Source organism: Maridesulfovibrio sp. (assembly GCF_963678865.1).
Lineage (GTDB): Bacteria > Desulfobacterota > Desulfovibrionia > Desulfovibrionales > Desulfovibrionaceae > Maridesulfovibrio.
Genome location: NZ_OY787459.1, coordinates 1056075 through 1081150, shown reverse-complemented (window position 1 = coordinate 1081150; position 25076 = coordinate 1056075). Strand labels below are relative to the sequence as shown.

General features: G+C 47.7%; 27 protein-coding genes. 15 read left to right on the top strand and 12 right to left on the bottom strand.

Features of this window, described 5'->3' with window-relative positions; translation table 11 throughout:
* The gene (locus tag ACKU41_RS04920; protein ID WP_321404419.1) at window positions 1-465 is read left to right on the top strand and encodes a GNAT family N-acetyltransferase; all 465 of its coding nucleotides are present in this window, start codon (window positions 1-3) and stop codon (window positions 463-465) included.
* A gap of 92 nt (window positions 466-557) precedes the next feature.
* Window positions 558-692, top strand: coding sequence for a hypothetical protein (locus ACKU41_RS04915; protein WP_321404417.1), 135 nt, complete (start codon window positions 558-560; stop codon window positions 690-692).
* Here ACKU41_RS04915 and ACKU41_RS04910 read toward each other — a convergent pair.
* From ACKU41_RS04910 to ACKU41_RS04890, 5 genes are all read right to left on the bottom strand, one after another.
* Window positions 689-1462 (bottom strand): transporter substrate-binding domain-containing protein, encoded by a 774-nt coding sequence (locus ACKU41_RS04910; protein ID WP_321404415.1) that lies wholly within the window; start codon window positions 1460-1462, stop codon window positions 689-691. The genes ACKU41_RS04915 and ACKU41_RS04910 overlap by 4 nt on opposite strands.
* Window positions 1463-2041: 579 nt before the next feature.
* Window positions 2042-3052, bottom strand: coding sequence for an alpha-hydroxy-acid oxidizing protein (locus ACKU41_RS04905; protein WP_321404414.1), 1011 nt, complete (start codon window positions 3050-3052; stop codon window positions 2042-2044).
* Window positions 3053-3192: 140 nt separating this feature from the next.
* Window positions 3193-3990 (bottom strand): sulfite exporter TauE/SafE family protein, encoded by a 798-nt coding sequence (locus ACKU41_RS04900; RefSeq protein WP_319780274.1) that lies wholly within the window; start codon window positions 3988-3990, stop codon window positions 3193-3195.
* A 24-nt stretch (window positions 3991-4014) separates the two neighbouring features.
* Entirely contained in the window at window positions 4015-4710 is a 696-nt protein-coding gene (locus ACKU41_RS04895) for a FadR/GntR family transcriptional regulator (RefSeq protein ID WP_321404413.1), read from the bottom strand.
* Between the two features lie 141 nt (window positions 4711-4851).
* Entirely contained in the window at window positions 4852-5502 is a 651-nt protein-coding gene (locus ACKU41_RS04890; RefSeq protein WP_319780272.1) for a succinate dehydrogenase/fumarate reductase cytochrome b subunit, read from the bottom strand.
* A gap of 332 nt (window positions 5503-5834) precedes the next feature.
* Here ACKU41_RS04890 and ACKU41_RS04885 point away from each other — a divergent pair, with 332 nt between their 5' ends.
* Complete coding sequence (locus tag ACKU41_RS04885) at window positions 5835-8666, top strand: pitrilysin family protein (RefSeq protein WP_321404411.1); 2832 nt, start codon at window positions 5835-5837, stop codon at window positions 8664-8666.
* An 87-nt stretch (window positions 8667-8753) separates the two neighbouring features.
* Here the strand turns inward: ACKU41_RS04885 and ACKU41_RS04880 are convergent, their stop codons facing one another.
* The 4 genes from ACKU41_RS04880 to ACKU41_RS04865 all read right to left on the bottom strand — a co-directional run bounded on the left by ACKU41_RS04880 (window position 8754) and on the right by ACKU41_RS04865 (window position 12533).
* The gene (locus ACKU41_RS04880) at window positions 8754-9098 is read right to left on the bottom strand and encodes an Hpt domain-containing protein (RefSeq protein WP_319780269.1); all 345 of its coding nucleotides are present in this window, start codon (window positions 9096-9098) and stop codon (window positions 8754-8756) included.
* Between the two features lie 41 nt (window positions 9099-9139).
* Window positions 9140-10567, bottom strand: a complete 1428-nt coding sequence (locus tag ACKU41_RS04875) for an RtcB family protein (RefSeq protein ID WP_321404410.1) — start codon at window positions 10565-10567, stop codon at window positions 9140-9142.
* A gap of 197 nt (window positions 10568-10764) precedes the next feature.
* Window positions 10765-11196 (bottom strand): ACT domain-containing protein, encoded by a 432-nt coding sequence (locus tag ACKU41_RS04870; RefSeq protein WP_319780266.1) that lies wholly within the window; start codon window positions 11194-11196, stop codon window positions 10765-10767.
* Window positions 11197-11225: 29 nt separating this feature from the next.
* Window positions 11226-12533 (bottom strand): phenylacetate--CoA ligase, encoded by a 1308-nt coding sequence (locus tag ACKU41_RS04865; protein WP_319780264.1) that lies wholly within the window; start codon window positions 12531-12533, stop codon window positions 11226-11228.
* Between the two features lie 524 nt (window positions 12534-13057).
* On the opposite strand from ACKU41_RS04865, the gene rsfS reads away from it, so the two are divergent.
* From rsfS to pal, 12 genes are all read left to right on the top strand, one after another.
* Complete coding sequence (rsfS, locus tag ACKU41_RS04860; protein ID WP_321404409.1) at window positions 13058-13444, top strand: ribosome silencing factor; 387 nt, start codon at window positions 13058-13060, stop codon at window positions 13442-13444.
* Window positions 13445-13465: 21 nt separating this feature from the next.
* Window positions 13466-14998 carry a 2,3-bisphosphoglycerate-independent phosphoglycerate mutase gene (gene gpmI, locus ACKU41_RS04855; protein ID WP_321404407.1) on the top strand — a complete coding sequence of 511 codons (1533 nt, stop codon included), beginning with the start codon at window positions 13466-13468 and terminating at the stop codon, window positions 14996-14998.
* 3 nt (window positions 14999-15001) lie between these two features.
* Window positions 15002-15244, top strand: coding sequence for a hypothetical protein (locus ACKU41_RS04850; protein ID WP_319780260.1), 243 nt, complete (start codon window positions 15002-15004; stop codon window positions 15242-15244).
* A 153-nt stretch (window positions 15245-15397) separates the two neighbouring features.
* Window positions 15398-16774 (top strand): tRNA (N6-isopentenyl adenosine(37)-C2)-methylthiotransferase MiaB, encoded by a 1377-nt coding sequence (miaB, locus tag ACKU41_RS04845; protein ID WP_321404406.1) that lies wholly within the window; start codon window positions 15398-15400, stop codon window positions 16772-16774.
* Complete coding sequence (locus ACKU41_RS04840; RefSeq protein WP_319780258.1) at window positions 16768-17247, top strand: bifunctional nuclease family protein; 480 nt, start codon at window positions 16768-16770, stop codon at window positions 17245-17247. The genes miaB and ACKU41_RS04840 overlap by 7 nt, the downstream gene beginning before the upstream one ends.
* 9 nt (window positions 17248-17256) lie before the next feature.
* Window positions 17257-17913: a histidinol phosphate phosphatase domain-containing protein gene (locus ACKU41_RS04835; protein WP_319780257.1), complete on the top strand. Its 657-nt coding sequence runs from the start codon at window positions 17257-17259 to the stop codon at window positions 17911-17913.
* 15 nt (window positions 17914-17928) lie between these two features.
* On the top strand, window positions 17929-18675 hold the full coding sequence (locus tag ACKU41_RS04830) for an NAD-dependent deacylase (RefSeq protein WP_319780256.1): 747 nt from the start codon (window positions 17929-17931) through the stop codon (window positions 18673-18675).
* A 61-nt stretch (window positions 18676-18736) separates the two neighbouring features.
* The gene (locus ACKU41_RS04825) at window positions 18737-19453 is read left to right on the top strand and encodes a MotA/TolQ/ExbB proton channel family protein (protein WP_321404405.1); all 717 of its coding nucleotides are present in this window, start codon (window positions 18737-18739) and stop codon (window positions 19451-19453) included.
* 3 nt (window positions 19454-19456) lie between these two features.
* On the top strand, window positions 19457-19876 hold the full coding sequence (tolR, locus tag ACKU41_RS04820; RefSeq protein WP_319780253.1) for a protein TolR: 420 nt from the start codon (window positions 19457-19459) through the stop codon (window positions 19874-19876).
* Window positions 19877-19904: 28 nt separating this feature from the next.
* Window positions 19905-20843, top strand: coding sequence for a TonB family protein (locus ACKU41_RS04815; RefSeq protein WP_321404403.1), 939 nt, complete (start codon window positions 19905-19907; stop codon window positions 20841-20843).
* Window positions 20844-20859: 16 nt separating this feature from the next.
* Window positions 20860-22230 carry a protein tolB gene (locus tag ACKU41_RS04810; protein ID WP_319780250.1) on the top strand — a complete coding sequence of 457 codons (1371 nt, stop codon included), beginning with the start codon at window positions 20860-20862 and terminating at the stop codon, window positions 22228-22230.
* Between the two features lie 239 nt (window positions 22231-22469).
* The gene (gene pal, locus ACKU41_RS04805; protein WP_321404401.1) at window positions 22470-23060 is read left to right on the top strand and encodes a peptidoglycan-associated lipoprotein Pal; all 591 of its coding nucleotides are present in this window, start codon (window positions 22470-22472) and stop codon (window positions 23058-23060) included.
* An 85-nt stretch (window positions 23061-23145) separates the two neighbouring features.
* Here the strand turns inward: pal and ACKU41_RS04800 are convergent, their stop codons facing one another.
* The 3 genes from ACKU41_RS04800 to ACKU41_RS04790 all read right to left on the bottom strand — a co-directional run bounded on the left by ACKU41_RS04800 (window position 23146) and on the right by ACKU41_RS04790 (window position 24792).
* Window positions 23146-23610, bottom strand: coding sequence for a phosphatidylglycerophosphatase A (locus ACKU41_RS04800; RefSeq protein WP_321404400.1), 465 nt, complete (start codon window positions 23608-23610; stop codon window positions 23146-23148).
* A 101-nt stretch (window positions 23611-23711) separates the two neighbouring features.
* A complete protein-coding gene (locus ACKU41_RS04795) occupies window positions 23712-23960 on the bottom strand; it encodes a phage regulatory CII family protein (protein WP_319780246.1) in 249 nt (82 codons plus the stop codon).
* Window positions 23961-24189: 229 nt separating this feature from the next.
* Window positions 24190-24792: a cyclase family protein gene (locus ACKU41_RS04790; protein ID WP_321404399.1), complete on the bottom strand. Its 603-nt coding sequence runs from the start codon at window positions 24790-24792 to the stop codon at window positions 24190-24192.
* Window positions 24793-25076: the final 284 nt, after the last annotated feature.

The window sequence follows — 25076 nt, the reverse complement described above, 5'->3', positions numbered from 1 at the left end:
ATGTCGGAGTCAATTATATACGATCAGTTACAGCCCGGTGAGGAATATCAAGCCTCAGAATTGATTTTTAAAGTCTTTGATGAAAAAGTTGCCCCCGGTTTTACAGCGCAGGGACGTTCCGAGTTTAAAGTTTACGCAACTCCGCAGGCCTTGCGAGAACGAATGGAGCAGGGGGCGGTTGTTTTCACGGCCAGACATGCCGGACGGATTGTCGGAGTAGCTGAAATACGTTTTTTCAGGCATTTGGGAATGCTTTTCGTCGATTCTGCCGAGCAGGGAAATGGTATTGGCAAAATTTTGATGAGTCTGGTCATTGAACATTGCCGCAAAGCCGGAACCAGTGAATTGACCGTGAATTCATCACCAAATTCCCGCGCTTTCTATCTTGGCTGTGGCTTCACGGTAGAAGGCGAAGAGCAGAATATGAATGGTATTCGCTTTGTGCCTATGAAGTTTGTATTGTGAGCCCCCGTTTCCTAAATTAACCTCTCCGCAGTTGGCTTAATCTGCCTTTTCCATGCTATTAAATAAGATCAGTATGATTTTTACGCAAAAGGTTGTCTGTACTGATCAGGAAAGAACATGACGAGCGATCCCTGCTGGTTGCCAAAGGGGCATTGAGCAACCTTTTTACCGACCTGCCTGAAATGACCATCGCCACCGATAATGTGGATAGTTCATACATTTATTAATGGCCGGCATATCTGCTTAGCTCCGTCTCGTACTTGATCTCAGTTATGGCAGAGTTAATTCTGCTGATGGTATCGTTTGAAACGTCTTTTGAAAAAATCAGGTGGCGTGTGTTTCCCTTAATGATGTCTGCCATGGACATGAAGGAAAATTTATCATCTTTGTAATGCGATTGTTTGATTATTTTGGCTATTTCAACCGGCGCCAAGAGACAAAAATCAATGTGGCCGGTATGCAGCATTCTTACAAGCTGTTGGGTTGTACCGGAAAGAGTATAGACGGATTGGGGGTGCATTTCCAGTAAGTAATCAATATATCCACCCATTGAGTGCCCTGCAACTATTCCTGTTTTGAATTTTGTTTGCTCGAGAAGTTCTTTAAGTGTGTTGTATTTTATAAATTGATCATGGTCTTCATGTCTTAAAAGAACAACAATAGGTTTGTTTTCATATATTGGAAGTGAGAATTTAGCATATTTTTCGCGTTGCGGTGTTTTAAACCATCCTATTGATGCAAAATTTTTACCTTTCTGGATTGTGTGCAATATTCTTTTGGATGGCATGCTTATGTAACGGCATTCATAACCTGCTTTGTTCATTATTCTTTTGGTAAGATGAAGTAATGATCCGTCCGGTTTGTTTTCTGAGTTTGTATAGTAGTATGGCGGTAGTTCAATATAGCCGATAGTTATTTGTTCTGCCTGTGTTTGTTCGCAAAATATAGATAAACTTACAATAGTGTATATGATTATAAAATAGAGAATGCGTTTCATGCTGCAATGTCTAGTAGTTATAATTTAAGTGTCTGCCAATAGTTCCACACAAAACGATGAATGTCCATCAGACAGGCACAAAGCACACAAAAGAAAACCCCGAACAGAACTGAAGTCCTGTCCGGGGGCTTTAAATACATGTTTTACAGATTACTAAGTAACGTGTCCTAACCAAAGTTGACGGTTTTCTTTTAGCTTTACCTAAATTACGCGTTTCAACCAGGATTAGCGGTTGTTTTGATCTTATCTATACGCGTCTAAACCGATTTAATGGTTGGTTACGAAGTTTCAATAAATCCGTTTTGCCTTAGAAGAGGGGATCCGTTTTCGCATTTGCCGGGATAACCGGCGATTTCCTATCTCTCCATGGGCCCGTTGGAGGTCTTAAAAGAACTCTCGCGGTAGGCTCCCCTCGAATCGAGCCTCGCTGGGAGACTCGCTTTTAGAAAGTGACATCAAATTGATTTCACTCCCGTCTGAGGGTTGGTAACGGGTTGCCTTGGTACAACTACCTCTGCCTTTGACTTAAAGATAACTCCGCTATCGCCTTGCGTCAACACCAAAATATTATTTTTGTGCTTAACGATATAAAACTTTTATATCTACGAAACTTGCTTTCTCTGTTCCGGTAAGGACCATGGCTGCGGTGAGCTCTGACTTAAGCTGGTCGATGTATTTTTCCACACCTTCCTGCAGGCCGCCCATGGTAGCTATGGAGAACGGGCGGCCGATCATGACCGCATTTGCGCCCAGAGCCAGCATTTTGAGCACGTCAATTCCGGTGCGTACACCGCCGTCTACCATTACGGAGCATTGTCCGGCCACTGCCCGTGAGATTTCAAAAAGCACTTCTGCTGTGCCGGGGCAGGAATCGAGTACACGACCTCCGTGGTTGGAAACAACAATTCCCTTGGCTCCGGCATCGATAGCCATGCGTGCTTCATCAGGAGTCATGATACCTTTGAGAATAAAGTCGGCATCTACGGATTCAATGATTTCACGAAGTTTGCGTATGCTTTTGGGAGTAACTGGGCGGCCCATCTTTTTAAGAGTGATCAGCCCGGCGGCATCGATATCCATACCGATAATTTTACATCCGGTCTCCTGGGCTTTCTGTAGTTTTTCGTTAAGCTCTTCTTCTCCCCAGGGTTTGATAAAGGGAATGCCGTGGCCGCCAACTTCTTTGATGGCTGCGAACCCGCTTTCATAGATAAAAGGCGGCACGCCGTCTCCGGTACAGCCTATGATACCTTTTTCCTTGCATGCTTTGAGTTTGTTGGTCACGTAATCTATTTCGCTTACCTTGCCGCCCATGTTGAATTCCACACCGCCTATAGGAGCGGCAATGACCGGAATATCGAGGTCGATGCCCATAACATTGACAGATGTGTCCGGTTCGCTGAATTCGTGGATGGTGCGCATATTCAGCTTCAGGGCCTCAAGGGCCTTTACGTTGTTCTTGAAGCTCGAAGCCGTACCTAGTCCGCCCATTCCGGGGACTTCACCTACGCAGGCCTTACCGTTACAGACCGGACATACTTTGCAGTAACCTTTCATTAATTCACGAGCATTATTACGTACTTCTTTCATGTTGGTTTTCCTTTTAAAATGATTATGCCTTAGACCGTATTGCCGGGGATCTTAAACCCTTTTGATAGGGATTCCAAGGGGCTTAGTCTTTTCGGCCACCGGAGGCGAAATTGTTTGTTTAGAGCGCGTTAGCGCATAAGCTAAAAAATGCTAAGCAACATTCTGGTTGCTACAATGATCAGCAGCACCGCGAAAATCTTTTTGAGTCTGTCAACGGGTAGGCTGTGCGCCAGACGTACACCGATGGGCGCGGTCAGCATACTTGCAGAAACAATCCCGATCAAAGCAGGTAGGTATACATAACCGATACAGTAATTGGGCAGGCCTTCCACGCCGATACCGGTCCAGACGTATCCGGCGGTTCCGGCAATGGCGATGGGCAATCCGATTGCTGCGGCTGTGCCGATTGCGGTGTGAATTACGATGTTACACATAGTCAGGAAGGGTACGGAAAGAGTTCCCCCGCCGATACCTACGAGGCTGGAAAAGATGCCGATCACGTTACCTGCTACGAACATTCCTTTAGCTTCCGGAACCTTGCGTGATGCTTTAGGCTTGAGCCCGAAAAGCATCTGAGAGGCCACATAGTAGAGAAAAACTACAAAAATGCCTTTCAGGAAATTGGTGTTCATGAATGAGGTGGAGAGGGAACCGAGAAATGTACCGAGAATGATACCCGGAGTAATTGATTTAAAAATATCCCAGCGTACAGCACCTCGTTTATTGTGCGAACGCATACTTGAGATGGAAGTAAATATGATGCTTGCGAGGGATGTGCCCAATGCAATGTGCATCAGGTGTACTTCCGGGATACCCAGCGGCGGCAGGGTAAAGACAAGGATAGGCACGATGACCAGTCCTCCGCCGATGCCGAGCAATCCGGCCAGTATCCCGGCGAAAATGCCGAGTATGATGAAAATCAATAAGGTCGAGAACATTTGTCCTCCTGCTTGGGCTACAGGTTATTCTTTTGAATCATGGCCGGTCGCTGCTTCTTCAACTTCAGCGATATGCTGGCGCATGGCTTCGCGGGCCATTGCCGGGTCCCGGTTTTCAAAAGCTTCAAGAATTTTGAAATGGGCCGCAATAGATGCCTTTTGCCTTGCCGGGGGCTGCAGGATTTCAGAGCGGCTTTCCGTCATTATGCGATCCAGAGCCTGCATCATTTCCGGAAAGATTGAGTTGCCGGTGGCCCTGGCAATTTCCAGATGCAGCTGGGCATCCAGATTGCTGCTGTTTTTCCCGGTCCGGGCCTTTATCTGCTGGTCACAGACAATCACTTTCATTCGGTTCAGGGTTTCTTCATCCATTGATGATGCGGCCAGAGCGGCTATCTCCGGCTCTATTACTTTCCTGAACTGGAAAATATCATTGATGCGTTTTTTTTGGTCACTGAAAGCAGTGATGAAGGCATCGAAGATGTCAGCATCCATGTCAGCGAGGATGTAAGTGCCGTCTCCCCGGCGGCTTTCGACCAAATTCTTCTGGGCCAGTGACTTGATTGCCTCACGGATTGAACTTCTGGAAACCTTGAAACGCTCGGCTAATGTGCGTTCCGCCGGCAGCTTGTCCCCTTTTTTGAGATTTCCGGATTCAATCAGTTCTGCAATCTGCCGGGCCACAGACTGGTGAACTGTTTTTGCAGATTTTGACTCCATAATGGGTCCTACCAATTTAAGTTTTTGAACAATTGGTCTGACCAATACCATTGATTTGTAAATCAATCAACAGGATTTAACCGTAAAAAAAGCTGTCCATCATAAGATAGACAGCTTTAAAGCCACGGGTTGCAGCAAAATCTATGTAGTCAGAGTCATGAATCTGGCCAGAGTTGCCAGTCCGATGCAGATAAAGACTACGGCCAGACCGGTAGCAAATTTGTTCAACCTGCCGCGCTGGTAGTCTTTGATGAAGCCCCATTTTACTGCGATCCTGTACAAACCTGCTACAACATGCATTACAACAAGCGGAGCGAGTACAAGATAAAAGAAAATCCACGGCCCGGACTGAATGCGCTCGGCAGAGCGGGCTGCGGTGATGGGCAGGTCACTCAGTACAGCCCACATGTGGATGGCTCCCATGACCAGAATCAGCATGGCGGAAACCACTTGAACCACCCAGAGCCATGTGTCGCGATGCTTGAGCATTTTGGCATGCTTCCAGATGGTTTTCTGTCCTTCAAGCCTGAAGGGAATCTTGCGTGCGGCAAGATAAAAATGAAAGAGGAAAAGTAGAAAAAGGATCGGCCCGCCGATCTGGGCCATGTAGTTTTCCTCATAAGTGTGCGCAATGGTGTCCATGATGGATGGACTGAAAATTACGCTTGATACAAGGCTCATATGCATAAATACAAAAATGATAAGAGCCACTCCTGAAAACATCTGGAGCCAGTCCAGAATTGCGTCGCTCTTGCCCCGTTTGACTGGGGAGACCGTTGAATTAAAAGGCATCAGCACCTCCGTAAATTAATTGAAGTAAAACACCTCGCAACTGGTATTTTCCGCGCCGCAAATAATGTCCCTCGGAAGTTGTTTTGTCAATCAACATATACATTCTACCTTGCATATAGGTACTTGTTTTTCCGACCTTGGAGCGTGAATTAACAATTTTTGGAATTGTTTACAGGATCAAGTTGTTTTTTCCGATTTTTATTTTTCATACGTTGACCTCTGCGGAACCTATGCTTAAATTATTTTCTGTGTTTATGGGATATTGTTACCGCCCTCTATTTTTCCGATAATTTGTACTTCAAACCAGATTGACATACCGGAGTTTAAAAGACATGGTCCCTCAACAAAAAGTGCAGGCTGTTGCAGCCGTTAAAGGATTTGATTTTGAGAAATTATGTATTTTCATGCTTCTTTGCGGGGTGCTGCTGATGAGTAGCGGATGCAAAGTTGAAAAAATAGATGCCAGTAAAAAAGAAGATGTGGCTGCCGGATTAATTGAAAACGTGGCCGGATCTTCAGTTGCTCCTGCTGTGACTGCAGTGGATTCAGTTGCGGAAGAAGCCGCAGCGGCTGAGCTGAGTGCGGAAATCAAAAGCGCTCTTGCTTCCGGTGAAGGTCCGCACGTGATCAGGCTTAAGAACGGTATGTCAATCCTTGTCAAGGAAGATGACCGTTTCCCACTTGTTAACGTGCGGCTGTTTGTTCATGCCGGATCTTCTTATGAAGAACCGGGGCAGGCCGGGATAAGCCATCTGCTGGAACATATGGTTTTCAAAGGTACTGAGAACCGGGGGCCCGGTGAGACTGCTCGTGAGATTGAATCCGTGGGTGGTGATATGAACGCTGCCACCAGCTTCGATTATACTGTTTTCTATGTCGAAGTCCCGGAAAGCGAATGGAAACTGGGCATGGATATTGTCACCGACATGACATTTAACGCCAGGATTGATCCCGATGAACTCAAGTCTGAGCGTGAGGTTGTGCTTTCCGAGTTGGAGCGGGGCGAGGATAATCCCGGCAGCAGGATTTTCAAGACCCTGCAGTCTATCGTCTGGAAAGATACCAGCTACCAATGGCCTATCATTGGTTACCGCGACACCGTAAAAGGGCTTTCCTCCGAAGATATCCATGCATATATTGACCGTCTTTACCAGCCGCAATCCATGCTGCTGACCGTCGTCGGTAAAATTGATCCTGAAGCAGTGGTCAAGGAAGCCGAAAAACTTTGTGGCAGCCGCAAATCTGTGGCACCGGTAGTGCCGCCTAAGACTTTTCCTGTTCCTGCTTCCGGCAAGACAACAGTGCAGGTTGTTCCCGGTAAGTGGAATAAAGCATACATCGGGGTGGCTTTTCCCATTCCGGGCCTTGATTCCGCCAAGATCGCAGGGCTTGAAACCATGTGCGAGCTGCTTGGGGGGGGCGAAACTTCACGCCTGTACCGCAAGTTCAAGTATGAAAAACGTATGGTGGACAGCATCTCTGTTTCATCCCTGACCCTTGAACGTGCCGGGATGCTTTATGTCTTTGCGACCCTTGATGCGGATAAGGTAGATGAATTCTGGAAGGAACTCATGGAGGAGTTGTCCTCTGTTGATTTCAACGACTTTACTGATCGTGAAATGGACCGGGTGCTTATCAATCTTGAGGACTCGTTGTTTCTGACCAAGGAGACCCTTTCCGGGTTGGCTTCCAAGCTGGGGTATTTCCAGTTCTTTGAAGGTGGACAGCAGGCTGAGGAAAATTACCTTTACGACTTGCGCAATATCACACGTGAACAGTTGCAGCAGCTTTATGATGAATATTTTGTTCCTGAAAAGCTTGCGGCCTGCATGCTTGTGCCTGATGAGGTGAAAGCTGATGCACAGGTTTTCGAAAAAGCTGTAGCTGAAAATTGGCCCAAGAAAAGCAAAGCTGCTGCACAGGCGGATGTTTCCGGTCCGGGAGAAGCTGCAACAATTGAACTCGCCAATGGCAGTAAGGTGGTTTTCATTCCTGATGAAACCCTCCCGTACACAGCTTTGTCCATGTATTGGGTTGGCGGTGATGCGGACCTTACTCCTGAAGAGCAGGGCCTTGCGGCAATGGTTTCCCAGAGTCTGACCCGTGGAACAGAGAGCCTCAATGCCACCGAACTGGAGGATTTTGTCTCTGACCGTGCTGCATCCCTTGGTGCAACTGCCGGTCGCGAAGTTTTTGCAATCAATGCCAAGTTCCCGTCCCGCTTTACTGCAGATATGCTTCCGCTCATAAGCGAGGTTATTACCAGTCCCCGTTTTGCTCCTGAGGAGCTGGATCGTGCAAGGCAGGATCAGGTCTCAGCTATCAAGCGCAAGGAAGACCGTCCCTTGAGTCTTGCCTTCAGGAATATCTTTCCGTTTTTGTATAAGGACGGCAGCTACTCCTATTTTCATCTTGGAATGCCTGACAATGTGGATAAATTTTCACGTGATGAAGTTACCGGTTACTGGAAAAAGCAGAGTTCCCGTCCTTTTGTGATTTCCATCTGCGGAGATTATGATCGTGAGGCTATTGCCGCTTTTGCAAAAGAGCTGGACGGACGGTTGGTGACGAAGGATACCGCTGTTTCTGTTCCTGTACCAAATTGGGGAGCGGAAAAAGATCTTACCATGACCCTGCCGGACCGTAACCAAGCCCATCTGATGGTTATTTTCCCTGTTCCGGGAATGGAAGACAGGCAGGCTAGTGCTGGGCTTTCCCTGCTTCGGGCTTCACTGGCCGGACAGAGCGGGCTGCTTTTCCGTGATCTGCGTGATAAGCAGGGCCTTGGCTACACAGTCACGGCATTTCTCTGGCAGGCACCTAAAACCGGGTTCATGGCTTTCTATATAGGTACTAAGCCGGAACAGCTTGAACAGGCCCTTGCCGGATTCGACAAGACAGTGAAGATGCTTAAAGAAAAGGATCTGCCTGAAGAAGAAATACTGCGTGCCCGTAATATTCTGCGCGGTGAATATTATCAGGATCATCAGAGTCTGCTTTCCAGGAGCCGGGAGGCTGCAAGCCTGATTGTCAAAGGATTCCAGCCTGATTTTGACCAGAAGATAGTCGAGCAAGCGTCTAAAATCGATGCCGCTCAAGTCCGCGAGTTGATAAACAAATATATTGACTGGGACAATAGATATACTTTGACTGTAAAGCCTTAACTCAAAAACAGCCCCCGGCATCAGATGGTGTCGGGGGTTAAAGCTTTTAAGGTCCTTACTTTTCTGTAGGGATTTCTTGCTACCCGGCTACTGGATAAAGTCGCTCATAAAATCGTAGACAAGTTTCATTTCTTCTTCCAGTAGATAAAGATTTTTTTCTGAAAGTTCTTTGTTCCCGTCACGGGCGCTGTATTCCAGTTGCAGGCAGGCTTCACGTACCCGATCAGCCCCCATGGTGGCGGCAGCTCCTTTCAGGGAGTGGGCAAGATATTTCAGCTCGTCCATCTTTTCGGCTTCAAAGGCTTCCCTTATTTTAGTTACCCGTGCCGGTTCATCACGCAGAAAGACCCCGAATAATTTGGTCAGGAATTCTTTTTTGGTGGAGGCCATGGAGGCCAGCCAATCTTTATTGATTACTTCGATATTTTCCATCAGAGTAACTTAGTTCAAAAAATAATCTATTTCCACAAGTTTTAGCCCTTAATGCATAAAATAGGACGTAACCGGGCAACCTTTTCTGCTATTCCAGCAAGTTGGGTCGATTCGATAATCATGTCTACACACTTGTATGCGAGAGGGGCTTCCTCGGCGATCCCCCTGATTGAACCGCTGCGGATGGTGATACCGCTCCTGCTCAGTTCCTTCTGAATTTTATTGCCTTTAAAAGATTTGCGCGCCTTTGAACGGCTCATAACCCGTCCTGCACCGTGGCAGCATGATGAAAATGATATTTCAGCAGCCTGTTTGGTCCCGGCTAGAATGTATGATGCCGTACCCATGCTGCCGCCTATGATTACCGGCTGGCCGTGTTTTTTGAATTCGCGGGGCAGTTCCGGGTGGTTAGGGCCCAGTGCACGGGTTGCACCTTTGCGGTGTACCCAGAGTTTTTTGTTTTTGTCGTTAACCTTGTAAATTTCCCTCTGGCAGGTGTTGTGGCTCACATCGTAAAGTAATTTCAAATCAGCCTGCGGCAGAATTTCAGCAAAGCATTCACGAACTAAGTGGGCAATAACCTGACGATTGGCAAGCGCACAATTGATGCCTGCTCCCATAGCACCGAGATAATCCTGGCCCAGTTCTGAGCTAATTGGCGCACAGGCGATGTCTTTGTGTGGCAGTATAATTCCGAATTCCAGTGCCTTATCAGCCATCATGGGCAGGTATTCCTTTGCAATCTGGTGTCCCAGTCCGCGTGAACCGCAATGGATACTGACCACAACATCATCTACCTCGATATCGAAAGCCGCAGCTTTGTCAGCGTCGTAGATTTCTTCAATATACTGTACTTCCAGATAATGGTTGCCCGATCCCAGCGAACCCATCTGATTGCGCATGCGCTGCTTGGCTTTTAGGGGTACTTTGGAAGGGGCAGCCAGAAGGCTTTTGCCATGTCCTTCAATCCTGCCGAGGTCTTCCGGTTTTCCGAATCCCTGTCCGACTGCCCATGAAGCACCGCCGATCAGCATTTCATCAAGCTGATCGCCTTCTAGGATAATATCACCTCCAACCCCAGCGCCGGAAGGAATCCTCTGGAAAATCAAATCTGCAAGCTTGGCATCACAAGTGATCAAGTCCTGTTTTTTCAACCCGGTGGTCAGGGTGCGTACGCCGCAGGATATATCAAAACCGACTCCGCCCGCAGAAATAACCCCGTGTTTCTCATCGAAAGCGCCCACTCCGCCGATGGGGAAACCATACCCTGAATGGGCATCAGGCATAGCGCAGACCGGACCGACCACGCCCGGAAGAGATGCCACATCGCGGACCTGAGAAACCGTAGTCTCGTCCAGTTCGAGGATGATATCTTTGTTGCCGAAGAATAGTCCGTCTACGCGCATGGGACCGTATTTTTCCATACGCCAGCGGCACGGGGCTTCTTGTTTGAGCAGCTTGATATTCATAATAGATGTAATACGTTTTGTTTCTTTTGAAGTAAAAAAAAATAATAAAAAAAACGCAATACCAACCAAGATATTGCGATCAAATCTAAGACGCCTGAATGCGCTATATGCGAAGCTTAATAAAAGTTTTGGAAGAGATGGGGTCTGGGGAAGGGATACTTTTTGTAAAAAGTTTCCCTTCCCCAGCCGCCGGAGGCTTATAATTTACAAAGTTCTTCGCTGGGGATCATTTTGATCTGCTTTTCATTGAGCAGTTCAATTGCCTGATCGGTGCGGTCAAAGCGGAAGATGATTACGGCATTGGAGCCGGACTGGTGGACGAAGGCGTACATGTATTCCACATTGATGCCGGATGAACGCAGCAATTCGAGCAGGTTGTGCAGTCCACCGGGCTGGTCGTCCACAACTACAGCTACGACAGAGGTTTTGCCCACGGTGAATCCTGCATCTTTAAGCACTCTCTGTGCGGTTTCAAAGTCGGACACGATGAGTCGCAGGATGCCGAAATCAGAAGTGTCGGCCAGAGAAAGAGCACGGATGTTGACTTTGTTCTCTGTCAGCAGACGGGTTACTTCGGCGAGTCTTCCGGAACGGTTTTCAAGGAATATGGATAGCTGGTCACATTTCATGGTGTTTCCTCGCATTTGAATAGGTTCTATTACTGGTCCTGTTTACGCAGGTCGAGAATTCTCTGGGCTTTACCCACGGAACGTTCAATTGATTTGGGCTCCACAAGCTGTACCCGGGCTGTTACGCCAAGGAATTCCTTAATAGTTTTTTGTATCTTTCTTTCGAGACGCTGTAAATTTTTAATTTCATCGGAAAATGCAGCACCTGAAATTTCGACTTTAATAGTCAGGATATCGAGATTGCCGTCGCGTTCAATCACCAGCTGGTAGTGCGGCGAGAGTCCTTCTGTCTCAATGAGGATAGATTCGATCTGGGACGGGAAGACGTTGACACCACGGATGATGAGCATGTCGTCACTGCGTCCGGTTACCCGTTGCATGCGGGCAAAAGTACGACCGCAGCGGCAGGCAGTGTAATTCAGGCGGGTCAGGTCGCGGGTGCGGTAACGGATGAGCGGAATCCCTTCTTTGGTCAGGGTGGTGATTACCAGTTCGCCCACTTCGCCTGGTTTCGCGGGTTCGCCTGTTTCTGGATTGATGATTTCAGGCAGGAAGTGGTCTTCCATGATGTGCAGGCCGTTTTGCTCTTCGGCGCATTCCATAGCTACACCTGGTCCCATGATTTCGGAGAGGCCGTAGATATCAAGTGCCTTGATGTTCAGTTTGTTTTCAATGTCGCGGCGCATGGAGTCGGTCCACGGTTCTGCACCGAAAACCCCGATTCGCAGAGGCAGCTTGCTGAAATCAATACCCATTTCTTTGCCTGTTTCATGTAGAAAGAGTGCATAGGAGGGGGTACAGCAGATTACGTCCGCACCGAAATCTTTAAGCAGCATAACCTGACGGCGGGTGCCTCCCCCGGAAATCGGGATGATGGTTGCGCCAAGAGCTTCAGCGCCATAATGTGCGCCGAGTCCGCCGGTGAAGAGTCCGTAACCGTAAGCGTTGTGGATGGTGTCTTCCGGGGTTGCTCCGGCCATGGCGAAGGACCGGGCCATCATATCCGCCCAGTTCTTGATGTCGCGCTTGGTGTATCCGACAACAGTAGCCTTTCCGGTTGTACCGGAGGATGAATGTATACGGACGATGTTCTCGCGGGAAACAGCAAACAGGCCGAAGGGGTAGTGGTTACGAAGATCCTGCTTTTCGGTAAAGGGAAGCTTGGTGATGTCGGATAGGGAGTTGATATCTTTGGGTTCGATTCCCAATTCCTTAAATTTTTTGGCGTAAAAGGGAACATTGGCGTAAACGCGCTCACAAAGTTGTTTAAGACGCTTGAGCTGTAATTCTTCCAGCTCTTCCCTCGGCATGGTTTCTTTGTCTACATCGAAGATCATCGCTTGCCTCCTGATATGGCTGATCCCGGTAAAGGGTTGAAGTTATAAAATAAAAAAGCCACGGGATTTTTGCCCGTGGCCTGTTTAAATTTCAATTGGTGTTTTTCCATAACCACGGAATGACTATATTTCAGTCTTAAAAAAGAAAAAAAAGAAAAAGGGAAAAAAGATGTGGTTAATCATAGGGATGTATAATGCATAAGTGTTTGCCCCGCGTCAACCCGGAGAATCCATAAAGCACCATTTGCCGGGTGTAATGAGGGGGTGTTATGTTTTTTTCGTTTTCGAAAATTGTTTTCATAATTGAAAATAATTTAAAAGTACGCTATTGATTGATTGCGTAGCGGACGTAAATTCTCTATATAATCATATTGTACTTTGGACGAAATGTGAGAACTGCGTCTGGCCGGTAGTAACGGACTCCCGGCACGCAGGGGTGTTAATCCCTTTATTCCCGCCGTTTCCGGTCCGGATTCAAGTGCGTTTTCCGAAAGGGGAAGTCGCCGGTTAATCAAACCAAAAGAATGAAAACTAAAGAAAAGAAATTTAAACAGATCGATACTAAGGATAAAGTTCAGCTTGTTGCTGAATGGTTGGACGAAAAACAGGCCAGTGACGTTTCTGCTGTAGATGTACAGGGAATATGCCCCATTGCCGAAGTTGTGATGGTAGCCGGGGCAAAAGGTGTGCGCCATGCTCAGGCTCTGGCTGATTTTGTTCTGGAACAGCTTTCCAAGGAAAATATCGAATATCTCGGTATGGAAGGTTACAAGACCGGGGACTGGATTCTGCTCGATCTGAATGATATTATCGTACACATTTTTCAGGAAGATAATCGCGGTTTTTATAACGTGGAAGGTCTCTGGTCAGAAGGTACCAGGATTGATTTAAATCTTAAGCCGCAGGATTAAATCTGCGCGAGGAATAGAAACATGTCTGAGCAAACCGGTGCTCCTACTGTCCTGCTTATTCTGGATGGATGGGGAATTGCCCCTGAAGGTAAAGGTAACGCAGTTAAACTTGCCAACACTCCCGTTCTGGATGGGTTGATGGAAAGCTGTCCCCGGACCCAGCTCAAATGCTCCGGTCGCGCGGTCGGCCTTCCTGACGGATTCATGGGCAACTCCGAGGTCGGCCATACCAATATCGGAGCAGGCCGTGTTGTTTATCAGGACATGACTCGTATCGACATTGCAATTGAGAAAGACGAGTTGGCTGCCAACAAGACGATCAGCAAGCTTATGGCTGATGTCAAAGCTGCGGGCGGGCGTCTGCATTACATGGGCCTGCTTTCAGACGGCGGCGTGCATTCCCACATCAATCATCTTTATTCCTTGATTGAAGTGGCCAAGGATGCCGGGGTCAAGGAAATTTTTGTTCACGCTTTCATGGATGGACGTGATACCTCTCCCACCAGCGGCAAAGACTATATGCAGAAGCTGGTGGATAAGATGGCTGAAATCGGAGCCGGTAAAGTTGCTTCCATTTCCGGTCGGTATTACTCCATGGATCGCGATAAGCACTATGAGCGTAACGAACTTTCCTACAAGGCTTTGGTTCTCGGTGAAGGGCAGGAAGTTGCAGACTCGGTCAAGGGCGTTGAAGATGCCTACGCCGCCGGTGAAACCGATGAATTCATTAAGCCTCGCTTGCTTTCCGGTGTAGACGGAACGTTAAAAGATGGTGACGGTGTGTTCTTTTTTAACTTCCGTGCAGACCGTGCCCGCCAGCTTTGCCGGGTGCTTGCTGTGAAGGATTTCAGTGAGTTCGATCGTCCCAAGGCGCCTGAGTTCAGCGGCTTTGTAACTATGACCCAGTATGAGTCTGATTTTACTTTTCCCAATGCATTTCCTCCGCTGAACATCAGCAACCCCATCGGGGAAGTTGTAGCGGATAAAGGGTTGAAGCAGTTGCGTATTGCAGAAACCGAGAAATATGCCCACGTGACATATTTCATGAACGGCGGACGCGAAGAACCTTTTGAAGGCGAGGATCGTATTCTTGTGCCTTCCCCGCGTGAAGTTGCTACTTACGATCTCAAGCCGCAGATGAGTGCTGAGGAAGTAACTGACAAACTCATTGATGCTTTGCCGAACTATCCGCTGTGCATCTGCAACCTCGCCAACCTTGACATGGTCGGGCATTCTGGAATCATCCCGGCAGCAATCAAGGCCTGCGAGACCGTTGACACATGTGTCGGCAGAATTGTAGAAGCAGTGAAAGCGCAGGGGGGAGCCATTTTCCTTACTGCCGACCACGGTAATGCTGAGGAAATGATTGATGCCAACGGCGGACCGCAGACCGCACACAGCCTGAACAATGTTCCGCTGGTCTTCATCGGTGGCGCATTTGAAGGCAAGACTCCTGCTGAAGGCGCTCTTTGCGACATAGCACCCACAATTCTAAATCTCATGGGCATTTCCGTTCCCGCAGAAATGACCGGTAAAGACCTTTTAAAAGGATAATTGATGTCTGAAAGCCGCAAACCTCTGTCTCCGGTTAAACCCAGTGGGATGGAGTTGATTTTCATGTTTCCCTGCCCGTTTTGCGGTCGGGAAGTTCCATACATCGCACCGACGCAGCCGGCCATGGCTACCTGTGATGCCTGCCGTCGGAATTTTCCGATAGTTCCGGTGGATGAAAAGATAGTCAGGTTTTACAAAACCATGCTTGAAAACGGCAAGGCTGCTGTTGATCCCGATTTTTTCTAAAAAGCAAACAGAATTATAAATATTTAGGGGAGAGCTTCTTACGAGGGTAAGAAGTTTTCCCCTTTTTTTTATAAAGGATTTATTCATGCGTAGAACTTTTAAAGCTGCCCCCCCAAGCTTTACCATCATATACATATAGAGTATGAGCCGGGTATGAAATTTACAGTACTAACATTCGGATGTCAGATGAACGTTCACGATTCAGACTGGCTGATCCGGGCCATGGAGAGCCGTGGTTGGACAGCTGTTTCTGAATCTGAAGCAGATATATTTATTATTAACACCTGTTCCGTGCGCGAAAAGCCGGAACAGAAAGTCTACAGCGTACTGGGCAGGTTGGCCCCGCTGTGTAAAAAACCGGGCAGCTTCGTTGCTGTCGGCGGTTGCGTCGCGCAGCAGATCGGTGAGGGCTTTCTCGAGAAATTTCCGCACGTGCGTCTTGTTTTCGGCAGTGACGGCATCGCGCAGGCTCCGGACGCTCTGGAAGATCTTGCTGCAAACCATGAAAAGCGTCTCGTTCTTAATGATTTCCTCAAAGATTACCCCGAACGGGAGGGGGGAGAAGTTCAGCCCAATCTTGATCTGATTCCGCCCGGCATCGGCACCATCCCCGGTCAGGCCTTTGTGAATATCATGCAGGGCTGTGATAACTTCTGCGCTTACTGCATTGTCCCTTATACCCGTGGTCGGCAAAAATCTCGCGAATCCGAAGCGGTGGTCAAAGAATGCCGGCATCTTGTAAATTCCGGCATTCGCGAGATTACCCTGCTTGGCCAGAATGTGAATAGTTTTGGTATGGACAAGAAGGGTGAAGACATCAGTTTCGCGCAGCTTCTTTATAAAATTTCCGCAATAGAGGGATTGGAACGTATCCGTTTCACCACATCCCATCCAAAGGACATTGCCCCGGAAGTGATTAAGGCTTTTGGCGAATTGCCTAATCTGTGCCCCAGCCTGCATCTGCCGGTTCAGTCCGGTTCGGATAATATTTTGAAGAAAATGGGCCGCAAATATGATCGCGAGCGTTATCTTGGAATAGTTGAAGGGCTAAAAAAAGCCTGTCCTGATATTTCACTGACTACGGATTTGATTGTCGGTTTCCCCGGTGAGACGGACGAGGATTTCGAACAGACCATGGATATGCTGGAAAGGGTGCGCTATGAGAGCAGCTTTTCTTTTAAATATTCCGACCGTCCGGGCGTTGCGGCTGTTAAAATGAAACCGAAAGTTCCTGAAGATGTTGCGCAGGCAAGACTTGCCCGCTTGCAGGAAAGGCAAAACCGTATTACTAGAGAAAGTCTAGAGGCTTTAATCGGTCGTGATACCGTGGTTCTGCTGGAACGGCCCAGTAAAAGACAGGAGACTGGCGGCATGTCCTGGAGGGGTAAAGATCCCGGAGGACGGGTGGTCAATGTTTACTTTGCAGGTTATGGTGAAGAGCAGAAGCTCGGAGGCAAACTGGTCAAGGTGAAGATCACTGAAGCCAAGAATCACTCCCTTGTGGGTGCGAAGGTAGGAGAACCATGGTAGAAATGCAGGTTTACGGTCTGGCGGTGGAGAACGATACCGAGACTCCGGTTCTGGTCCTGAAAAGTGAAGAGCTGGGCGTAGTTCTGCCCATCTGGATCGGAGCCATGGAAGCCATGGCAATTTCGATGGTGCTTAACGAGGTCTCATTTCCCCGGCCCATGACTCATGATCTGCTGCTCAGCACCATTGCTACATTCGGCGGTGAAATTGTTTCCGTTGATATCGTTGATATTGAAAAAGGCACTTTTTACGCTGAAATAATGGTCCGCCGTGAAGGTGAAATGGTGGCAATTGATTCTCGTCCATCCGATGCCGTGGCCCTTGCTGTGCGTGCGGGCTGTCCTGTGCGGGTATCCAACAAGGTTCTTGATGTGGCCGGAACAAAGGACATTGAGGAAAAGATGGAAAAAAAATCCGGTTGGGAAGACGAGCTGGAAGGCCTTTCTCCCGATGACTTTAAATATAAGATGTAAGGCGAATTTATGATAGATTTACATACCCACACAGTTTTCAGTGACGGGGAGCTCATTCCGGCTGAACTGGCCCGACGGGCCAAAGTTGCCGGTTACCGGGCTCTGGCCATGACCGACCATGGCGACTCCAGTAACATTGATATAATTCTCGAAAATATTTGCAGATTTGCAAAGAAACACGGTCATTATTTTGATATTGATGTCTTTGCCGGAGTGGAATTAACCCACGTCCCTCCGGGGCTGATCAGTGAGATGACTGAATATGCCCGTAATGCCGGAGCGCAGATTGTGGTCTGCCACGGTGAAACTATTGTAGAGCCTGTGGCGGAGGGTACAAACCTCGCTGCGATTGAGGCCAGGGTGGATGTTTTGGCCCATCCCGGTTTGATTACCGATGTGGAAGTAAAACTGGCTGCCGAGTACGGAGTCTGTCTGGAAATTACCACCCGCAAGGGTCACAGCCTGACCAACGGGCATGTGGCAAATCTTGCCCGTAAACACGGGGCCAAGCTGGTCATAAATAATGATGCCCATGCTCCCGGTGATCTGGTGGGACTTGAAATGCGCCGCAAGATCGCCCTCGGTGCGGGGCTCAGTATTGAAGAGTACGCGCAGGCTGAGGAAAACTCCCGCGAACTGGTCCAGAAAATTATGAAGCGGTCTTAGTCAACAGGCTGCACTATGGATAAATTAGGACCCGGAATAGAGCAGGCAACAAAGCTGATTAAAAAAGCACGTTGTGCCGTCGCTTTGACCGGGGCGGGAATCTCCGTTGCCAGCGGAATACCGGATTTCCGCAGTCCTGGCGGACTGTGGTCCAAATACGATCCTGAGAAGGTCGCATCTATCCGGGCTTTGAAAGCCGATCCGGTTACTGTCTGGAAGTTTCTGCTGGAAACTGATGCCATGCTTAAAAAAGCTGAACCTAATGCCGGGCATAAGGGGTTGGCAGAGCTGGAAAAATGCGATCATATACAAGGTGTTATAACCCAGAATATCGATGGGCTTCACCAGCGGGCAGGATCGGTGAATGTAATTGAATTTCATGGTAATTGCAGCGAATTTTACTGCATGGAGTGCTTCTCCTCATACCCAGCAGAGCAGATACACAAAGATATGGAACTCCCGGTCAGGTGTCCGCAATGTTCAGGGGTTATCAGGCCGGATCTGGTTTTCTTCGGAGAGCAGATTCCGTCTGAAGCTTACAAGGCGGCTTTCGAGCTTGCCGACCAGTCCGATCTGGTGATTGTTACCGGAACCTCCGGGGGTGTTGTCCCTGCCAGCTTGATTCCACCGAGAATACAGGAGGCCGGGGGATTAATTATTGAGATAAATAAGGCTCCGTCCGCCTACTCATCGTTTAGCGATGTTTTTATTCAGGGCGCGGCGGAAGATGTTCTGCCTGCCATTGTGCAGAGCTTAAGCTGAAACAGTTTTTATAAAATGCCGGACGCTTTAACGCGCAGGCAAAACAAAGGTGCGGTGCAGTATGGATTTCTTACCCCAGGGCGGAATTATCGCTATGCTCGATCAGGCCACCATTGTAGTCAAAGGTGTACTTTGTCTGCTGGCAGCCATGTCTCTCTGGAGCTGGACAATTATTTTTTGGAAGTTGATTTCGTTTGGCCGGGCGCGGACTCTTATTCTTAAGGGTAATAAAATTATGGAAGAAGCAGATTCTCTTTCTTCCGGACTTACTGAGATCAGCAAGACTGAAAGCTCGCCACTTAATCGCATCGGAACCGCAGCAGTTAAGGAATATCGTGTTCTGGAAAAATCTGCGGTCAGTGCCAGCCACAAGCGCAGGTTGATCAAGGATACCCTGCGCAGGATTCTGCGCCGCAAAGTCAGCTCGGAAATGAAAAAGCTTACCTCATCCCTTTCTTTTCTGGCAACCTGTGCCAACGGTGCTCCGTTCATAGGCCTGTTCGGTACCGTTTGGGGGATCATGAATTCTTTTCATTCCATCGGTGCTGCCAAGTCCGCCGCACTGGCTGCGGTCGCACCCGGTATTTCCGAAGCTCTGGTCGCCACAGCTATCGGCTTGGCTGTAGCTATCCCGGCAACCATTTTTTATAACTTTTTTCTCGGAGTACTGAACGGAATCGAGACCGAGCTGGTCAACTTCGCAGGCACTTTTCTCAACCGTGTTGAGCGCGAAGTCGCATGGGTCGAGCCTTCCGGGAAAAATTCATCAGAGGAGTAGGGTATGGGTGTTTCCACCAATAACCGGGGCATGCTGGCCGAAATCAACGTGACTCCTTTTGTGGATGTCATGCTGGTGCTTCTGATTATCTTTATGGTAACGGCTCCGCTGATGACTCAAGGGGTTGAGGTTGATCTTCCGCAGACCCGTACCGTGCGTTCCCTGCCGCAGGATAATGAGCACCTTGTGCTCTCAATAAGCGATAAGGGTGAAATCTTTCTTGATGAGTACAAGGTCGGATTTGACGAATTGCAGGGCCATCTTGAAAAGCTGGTTAAAAAGCAGAATAAGATGCTTTTCCTGCGCGCAGACAAGAATGTGGCTTACGGCGAAGTGGTTAAAGTCATGGGTGAAATCAAGGCTGCCGGAATCGACAGGCTGGGCGTAGTTGCCGAACCTGTGGAAAAAAAGAAAAAGAAATAGTTCAGGAATATCACAGGCGAATTAATTGATGAAAATCCTCGGCCTTTTCATATCTTTACTGCTCCATGCCGGTCTGGTAATTCTGGTTCTGACGTGGTCAAGTTCACCACCGGTGAGAATCTCACTTGATATGCCTGTTTACAAGGTTGATCTGGTCAGCCTTGCTCCTTTGCCTTCTGCACCTGCTGTCAAAAAAGCTCCTGCCAAGACAACTCCGAAACTTTCTAAACCCAACGCTGTTGCTATTCCAGATGCCAAACCAAAAGCGGTACCCAAGGCCAAGCCAGAAACAGCTAAAACTACTGCTCCAAAGGCAGCTCCCAAGCCTGCTCCCAAGCCGAAAGCCAAACCAAAACCGGAAACCAAGAAAATTTCATCCAAAAAAGTAGAGACTACAACAAAGAAAAAGCCGGAAAAAAAGGTCGAGCAACCGGTCAAAAAGACGGAACCACCGAAAAAGGCAGAGACAAAAGTTGCGGCAAAGACACCTTCTAAAAAAGAGCAAAAGAAACCTGAAGTTTCGGCAGAGGACGCTCTGGCTGCCGACCTAGCCTCCCTTACAAAGCTGGTGGAAAAACAGGAAAAGGCAGAAAGGCAGGCTGTTGCCAGTGATCTGGCATCTCTCACCGAGAGTGCTAAAGCAACAGCTGTAACCGGATCGGCAGATGGTACTGCCGGTGCTTCCGGGTTGGTTCAGGTTTATGCTTCCATTGTTATGGAGGCGGTGCGAAAAAACTGGCGCTATCCTGTTTTCGGACAGAAAGATAATCTGGTTGCCCAGATACAGATTCAGTTGAAATCAAACGGTGAAATCAGCAACATAAAGCTGCTGAATTCGTCAGGCAATGCTGATTTTGATGACTCGGTAATGACCGCATTGCGTGATACCGAAGTGCTTCCCGAGCCTCCGGGAAATTCTATCAGAACCATTGTTGTTAACTTTAACCTGCACGATCTCGATCAGTAGGTCAGGTTTTATAATTATGAAAAGATTTAAGTTAAGTATAAAATACGTTTTCGGGTTGCTGGCCGTAATGTTGCTATTGCTGCTTGCTGCCGGAAACCTTTTTGCTGCGGATACCCTTACCGTGGATATTTACGGTCCGGGACAGCGCAAGGTGAATATCATTCTGCTGCCTCCCAAGACTGTGCAGGCAGGAAAATATAAGAATTCCAAGGAAAAAGATCTTCCTCTTCCAGCAGAAGCATGGACTTTCAACAATGATCTTGCCCAGGATCTCGCCTACCTGCCTTTTTTGAACATCGTACCGATCACCGACATTCTGGGCGGAGATCCTTCTCGTGGCGTACGTCCCGGAGATATAGATATCAAACCGCTCAGGCTTTCCAAGGTTGACCTTGCTCTGACAACCGGTTGGGAAATTCGTCCGAACGGCGAGAAGAACCTGCTCATCCGTTGTATTGGAACTTTTAACGGGCGTACCATCCTTGGCAAGAAATATTCTATGGTAACCGAGGAAGTGCTGCCCCGTATTGCAGACCGTTTCAGTTCGCATCTAATGCGGATTCTGACCGGGAGGGATGGATTCTTCGAATCCTCCATCGCTTTTGTGCGCAAGGTGGGGAAGAATAAGGAAATCTACACGGTAAGTCCGCAGGGCCGCAATCTCAGGCAGATAAGCTCCCTTGGAGGTATAAACCTGAGTCCCAATTGGTCCCCGGATGGGAACAGATTGGTTTTTACCCGTCTGGGATCTCGCCAGCACCTGCTTTGTGTCTGGGACCGGGCTACCGGAAAGATTGATCAGAAAAGTTTTCCAGGGAATACCGTTATCGGTCCGGAGTTTCTGCCGGACGGAAATATGGCTGCTACACTGACCATGAACGGTAATTCAGATATTTTTCTGATTAACGGTAATTACAAACCGAAGAAGGCGCTGGCCAAGAGTTGGGCTATAGAAGTCTCACCAGACTTTGACCGCACCGGTGAAAAAATGGTTTTCACTTCTGCCCGGTTCGGCAATCCACATATTTTTCTTCTGGATATGAAAAGCGGTGTTGTCACGCGGGTAACGACCGAGGGCAAGTATAACACCAACCCGACCATAAGCCCGGATGGCCGTTATGTGGCCTTTTCCCGTCAGACTCCTTTAGGTCATCGCATTTTTGTGCATGATCTGAAAACCAGGACTGAAAGACAGTTGACTTTCGGCCCCGGGAATGATGAAGAACCGGCTTTCGGGCCGGACGGGTATTTTATAGCTTTCGCTTCCAGTAGAAATGGTAAGTATAAAATTTACCTGACCACCCGCCATGGAGATCCGGCCATGCTGGTGCCTACAGGGAACGGTGTTGCGAAGGCCCCTGCATGGGGTAAGGCCCATAAGTCGTGATCAGTGTGTCCATTAAATTAATGGATATGCGTTTTAAGTTAAAATATTATATCTTTAAAACAAACATTGATTTATTTTAGGGCATCGCACCAAAGGAATTGTTTAACTGTTTTGTTGCAGTCATGACTTGATTTTTTTACAAAACACTTTAGGGTCATTGTATTGGAAGTCTAATTTAGTGTAGTATTTCTTAGCGTGGACAAACTCCTGTCCTAAAAGTTCCTTATTCAGGAGGGCAAATGAGAGCTAAAGCGATAATTTTGTGTGTAGTATTCATGTTGATTGCCGGTCTGGGGACCGGTTGTTCCAAAAAGCGTGTTGAGTCTTCCGCCGCCAGCCCTGCTGTAGAGGAAAGAATGGCTGAACAGCAGAACAAAGATCAGCTCAATAAAGATGAGCAGGCTCGTCTGGAAAGGGAACAGGCTCTTCAGGAGCAGGCCCTGGAAGAAGAGCGTACGGCTGCAGCTGCTAAAAAGGAATTTAATGATGCTGTTGTAGAACTTGGTAACATGGTTCACTTTGATTTCGATTCTTTTGAAATTAAACAGGAATACCGCCCGTTACTGCAGCAGAAGGCTGAGCTTCTTAAGAAGTTCGACAATGTGACCTTAATCATAGAAGGTTATTGTGATGAGCGCGGTACTGAAGAATATAACCTCGCTCTCGGCGAACGACGCGCTCGTGCAGCCTATGAGTTCCTCATCCTGCTTGGAGTGGGGCCTGAAAGATTGAGCATCGTCAGTTTCGGCGAAGAAGATCCTCTTGATCCCGGTCATAACGAAACCGCATGGGCAAAAAACAGAAGAGCCCAGTTTCGCTTGACTTATTAGATTTCAAGTAAAAACAAACTGCATAAAAAATCCCCGTTTTTCTCAGAAAAACGGGGATTTTTTGGATTTGTATAAAGTTCGTTAATCAGGTCAGATAGCGGATAAGTAAGAGCCCGAGCATGGCATAAAGCCCGGCAAAGGCATCATCAATCATGACTCCCCATCCGTCTTTCAACCATTTTTCAGACTGCCTGATGGGGAAAGGTTTGGTGATGTCAAAAATTCTAAACAGGATAAAACCTACAATCAGGTGCCAGTATACAACAGCCGGAAAGGGCAGAAAGACAAACCATAGTCCAAATAGCTCATCAATGACAACACAGCCCGGATCTTTTTGGCCAAGCTCTATTTCTGCTGCTGTGCAGGCTTTGGCACCGAAGTAGAAGATTAGACCCAGAATCAGAATTCTTATCGGAAGTTGAAAGGGCAAAAATAAAAACGGTGCGGTAATTAGGGCTGCGGCAGATCCCCAGGTCCCCGGTGCTTTGGGTAGGTGTCCCACTGGGCCGAGAGTTGCCACATGCGTTAGATTTATGCTGACTTTTTTCATAAGGTCAGTATCGGTCTATATCAGTTAAATGTCCAGAAGGAGATAAGGCAGTATTCATGATGAATACTGCCTTATCTTATAAAATGCTTATTCTTACAGCTCTAATTAACACGTGGCTTTAAGGTGTAGCCGATGCTTTGTGCTATGAATTCTAGCGGTTTGGTTTCGTTTGTGGTTTTTAGTATATCCATCAAAGTGGTTGCTCCCAGTTTTGCGTTGCTGTCAAATGGATTGATCTCGCGCAGCAGCGTGGAATATGGTTTTCCTATGGATTGGGCAACTTCTTTAGCTGGTTTGGTGCCCTCCAGAACAATATCCTGAGTCACTTTTGTGATTGTTTCGTAGCTCATTTTTTTCTCCTCCTCTGATGCAGGCTTGCTTGATAAAGCCTCTCCTTTCAATTGCATTATGTGGCGGGGAGGATTCTCTGTAAACGGGCTAAACTTTGTATATTGCTTAATTCGTACTGTATTTGAGGGTAGGGTTTCGGGGGTGGGGTGGGGTTTTCAGAGTAGGGTTCTGCTGAACGTGAACTCAAGTAATAACTTTCGAATTATTTGAGATTGACCTGCTACGATATTAGTCTATTGCAATTGCTCTTACCGGCGATCCGTCAGCTTCATCGAATTTGAGCGGCAGGCAGGAGAAGATAAATCCATCAGAAGGCAAAAGGTGCAGGTCGGTCAGGTTCTCAATTATTATCGTACCATGTTCTAGAAGGATGGTATGGACTTCATAGCCGCTTGATTCAGCAGAATCGATCGATATAACGTCAACACCGACTCCCTTGAGATCAAATTCCATAAGCCAGCGCGCCGCATTCGGGCTCAAGGCCGGGTAGTTGGTGAAATATTCATTCCTGCCCCAGTGTTTATACCATCCTGTATTCAAGAGAACAAAATCAATCTCACTGATTTCAGATTCGTAAGGGAGTAAGTCATCAATGCTGATCACTGGAGCATTCTGATTTCTATGGGTGCAGTCAACGCATATCCCCGGTCCGATAAAACGGTCTGTTGTCATCTTATCCAGAGTCGGGGCTCCTTTGATCATATGGGCTGGCGCGTCTATATGTGTCCCCACGTGGGAAAACAGAGTGAGTTTATGCTCCCAGAATCCATGAACCTCATGGGTGAAGACGTCTTCAATACAGGGTGTTTCCGTGCCGGGGAAAACGGGCATTCCATCTTTTATTGTATGAGAAAGGTCAATAGTATTCATGTGTTAGATAAGTAATTAGCCCTTTCAGATATTGTTGCGCTTGCTGCAACCCAATCTGATATAGCAAATGATGTAGGTATGTTCCGGGGCATGACACCGCAATGCTTGGAAATAAAAGCATATTAATTATGAGTCCGTAAATTATAATTGGATTTTGTTTTAAACTTGAATGTACTCGTTTTATTTTAGCACGAAAAGTTGTTTTGTAGATAATTTTAAGATATATGCCTTTCTTGATATTGTCT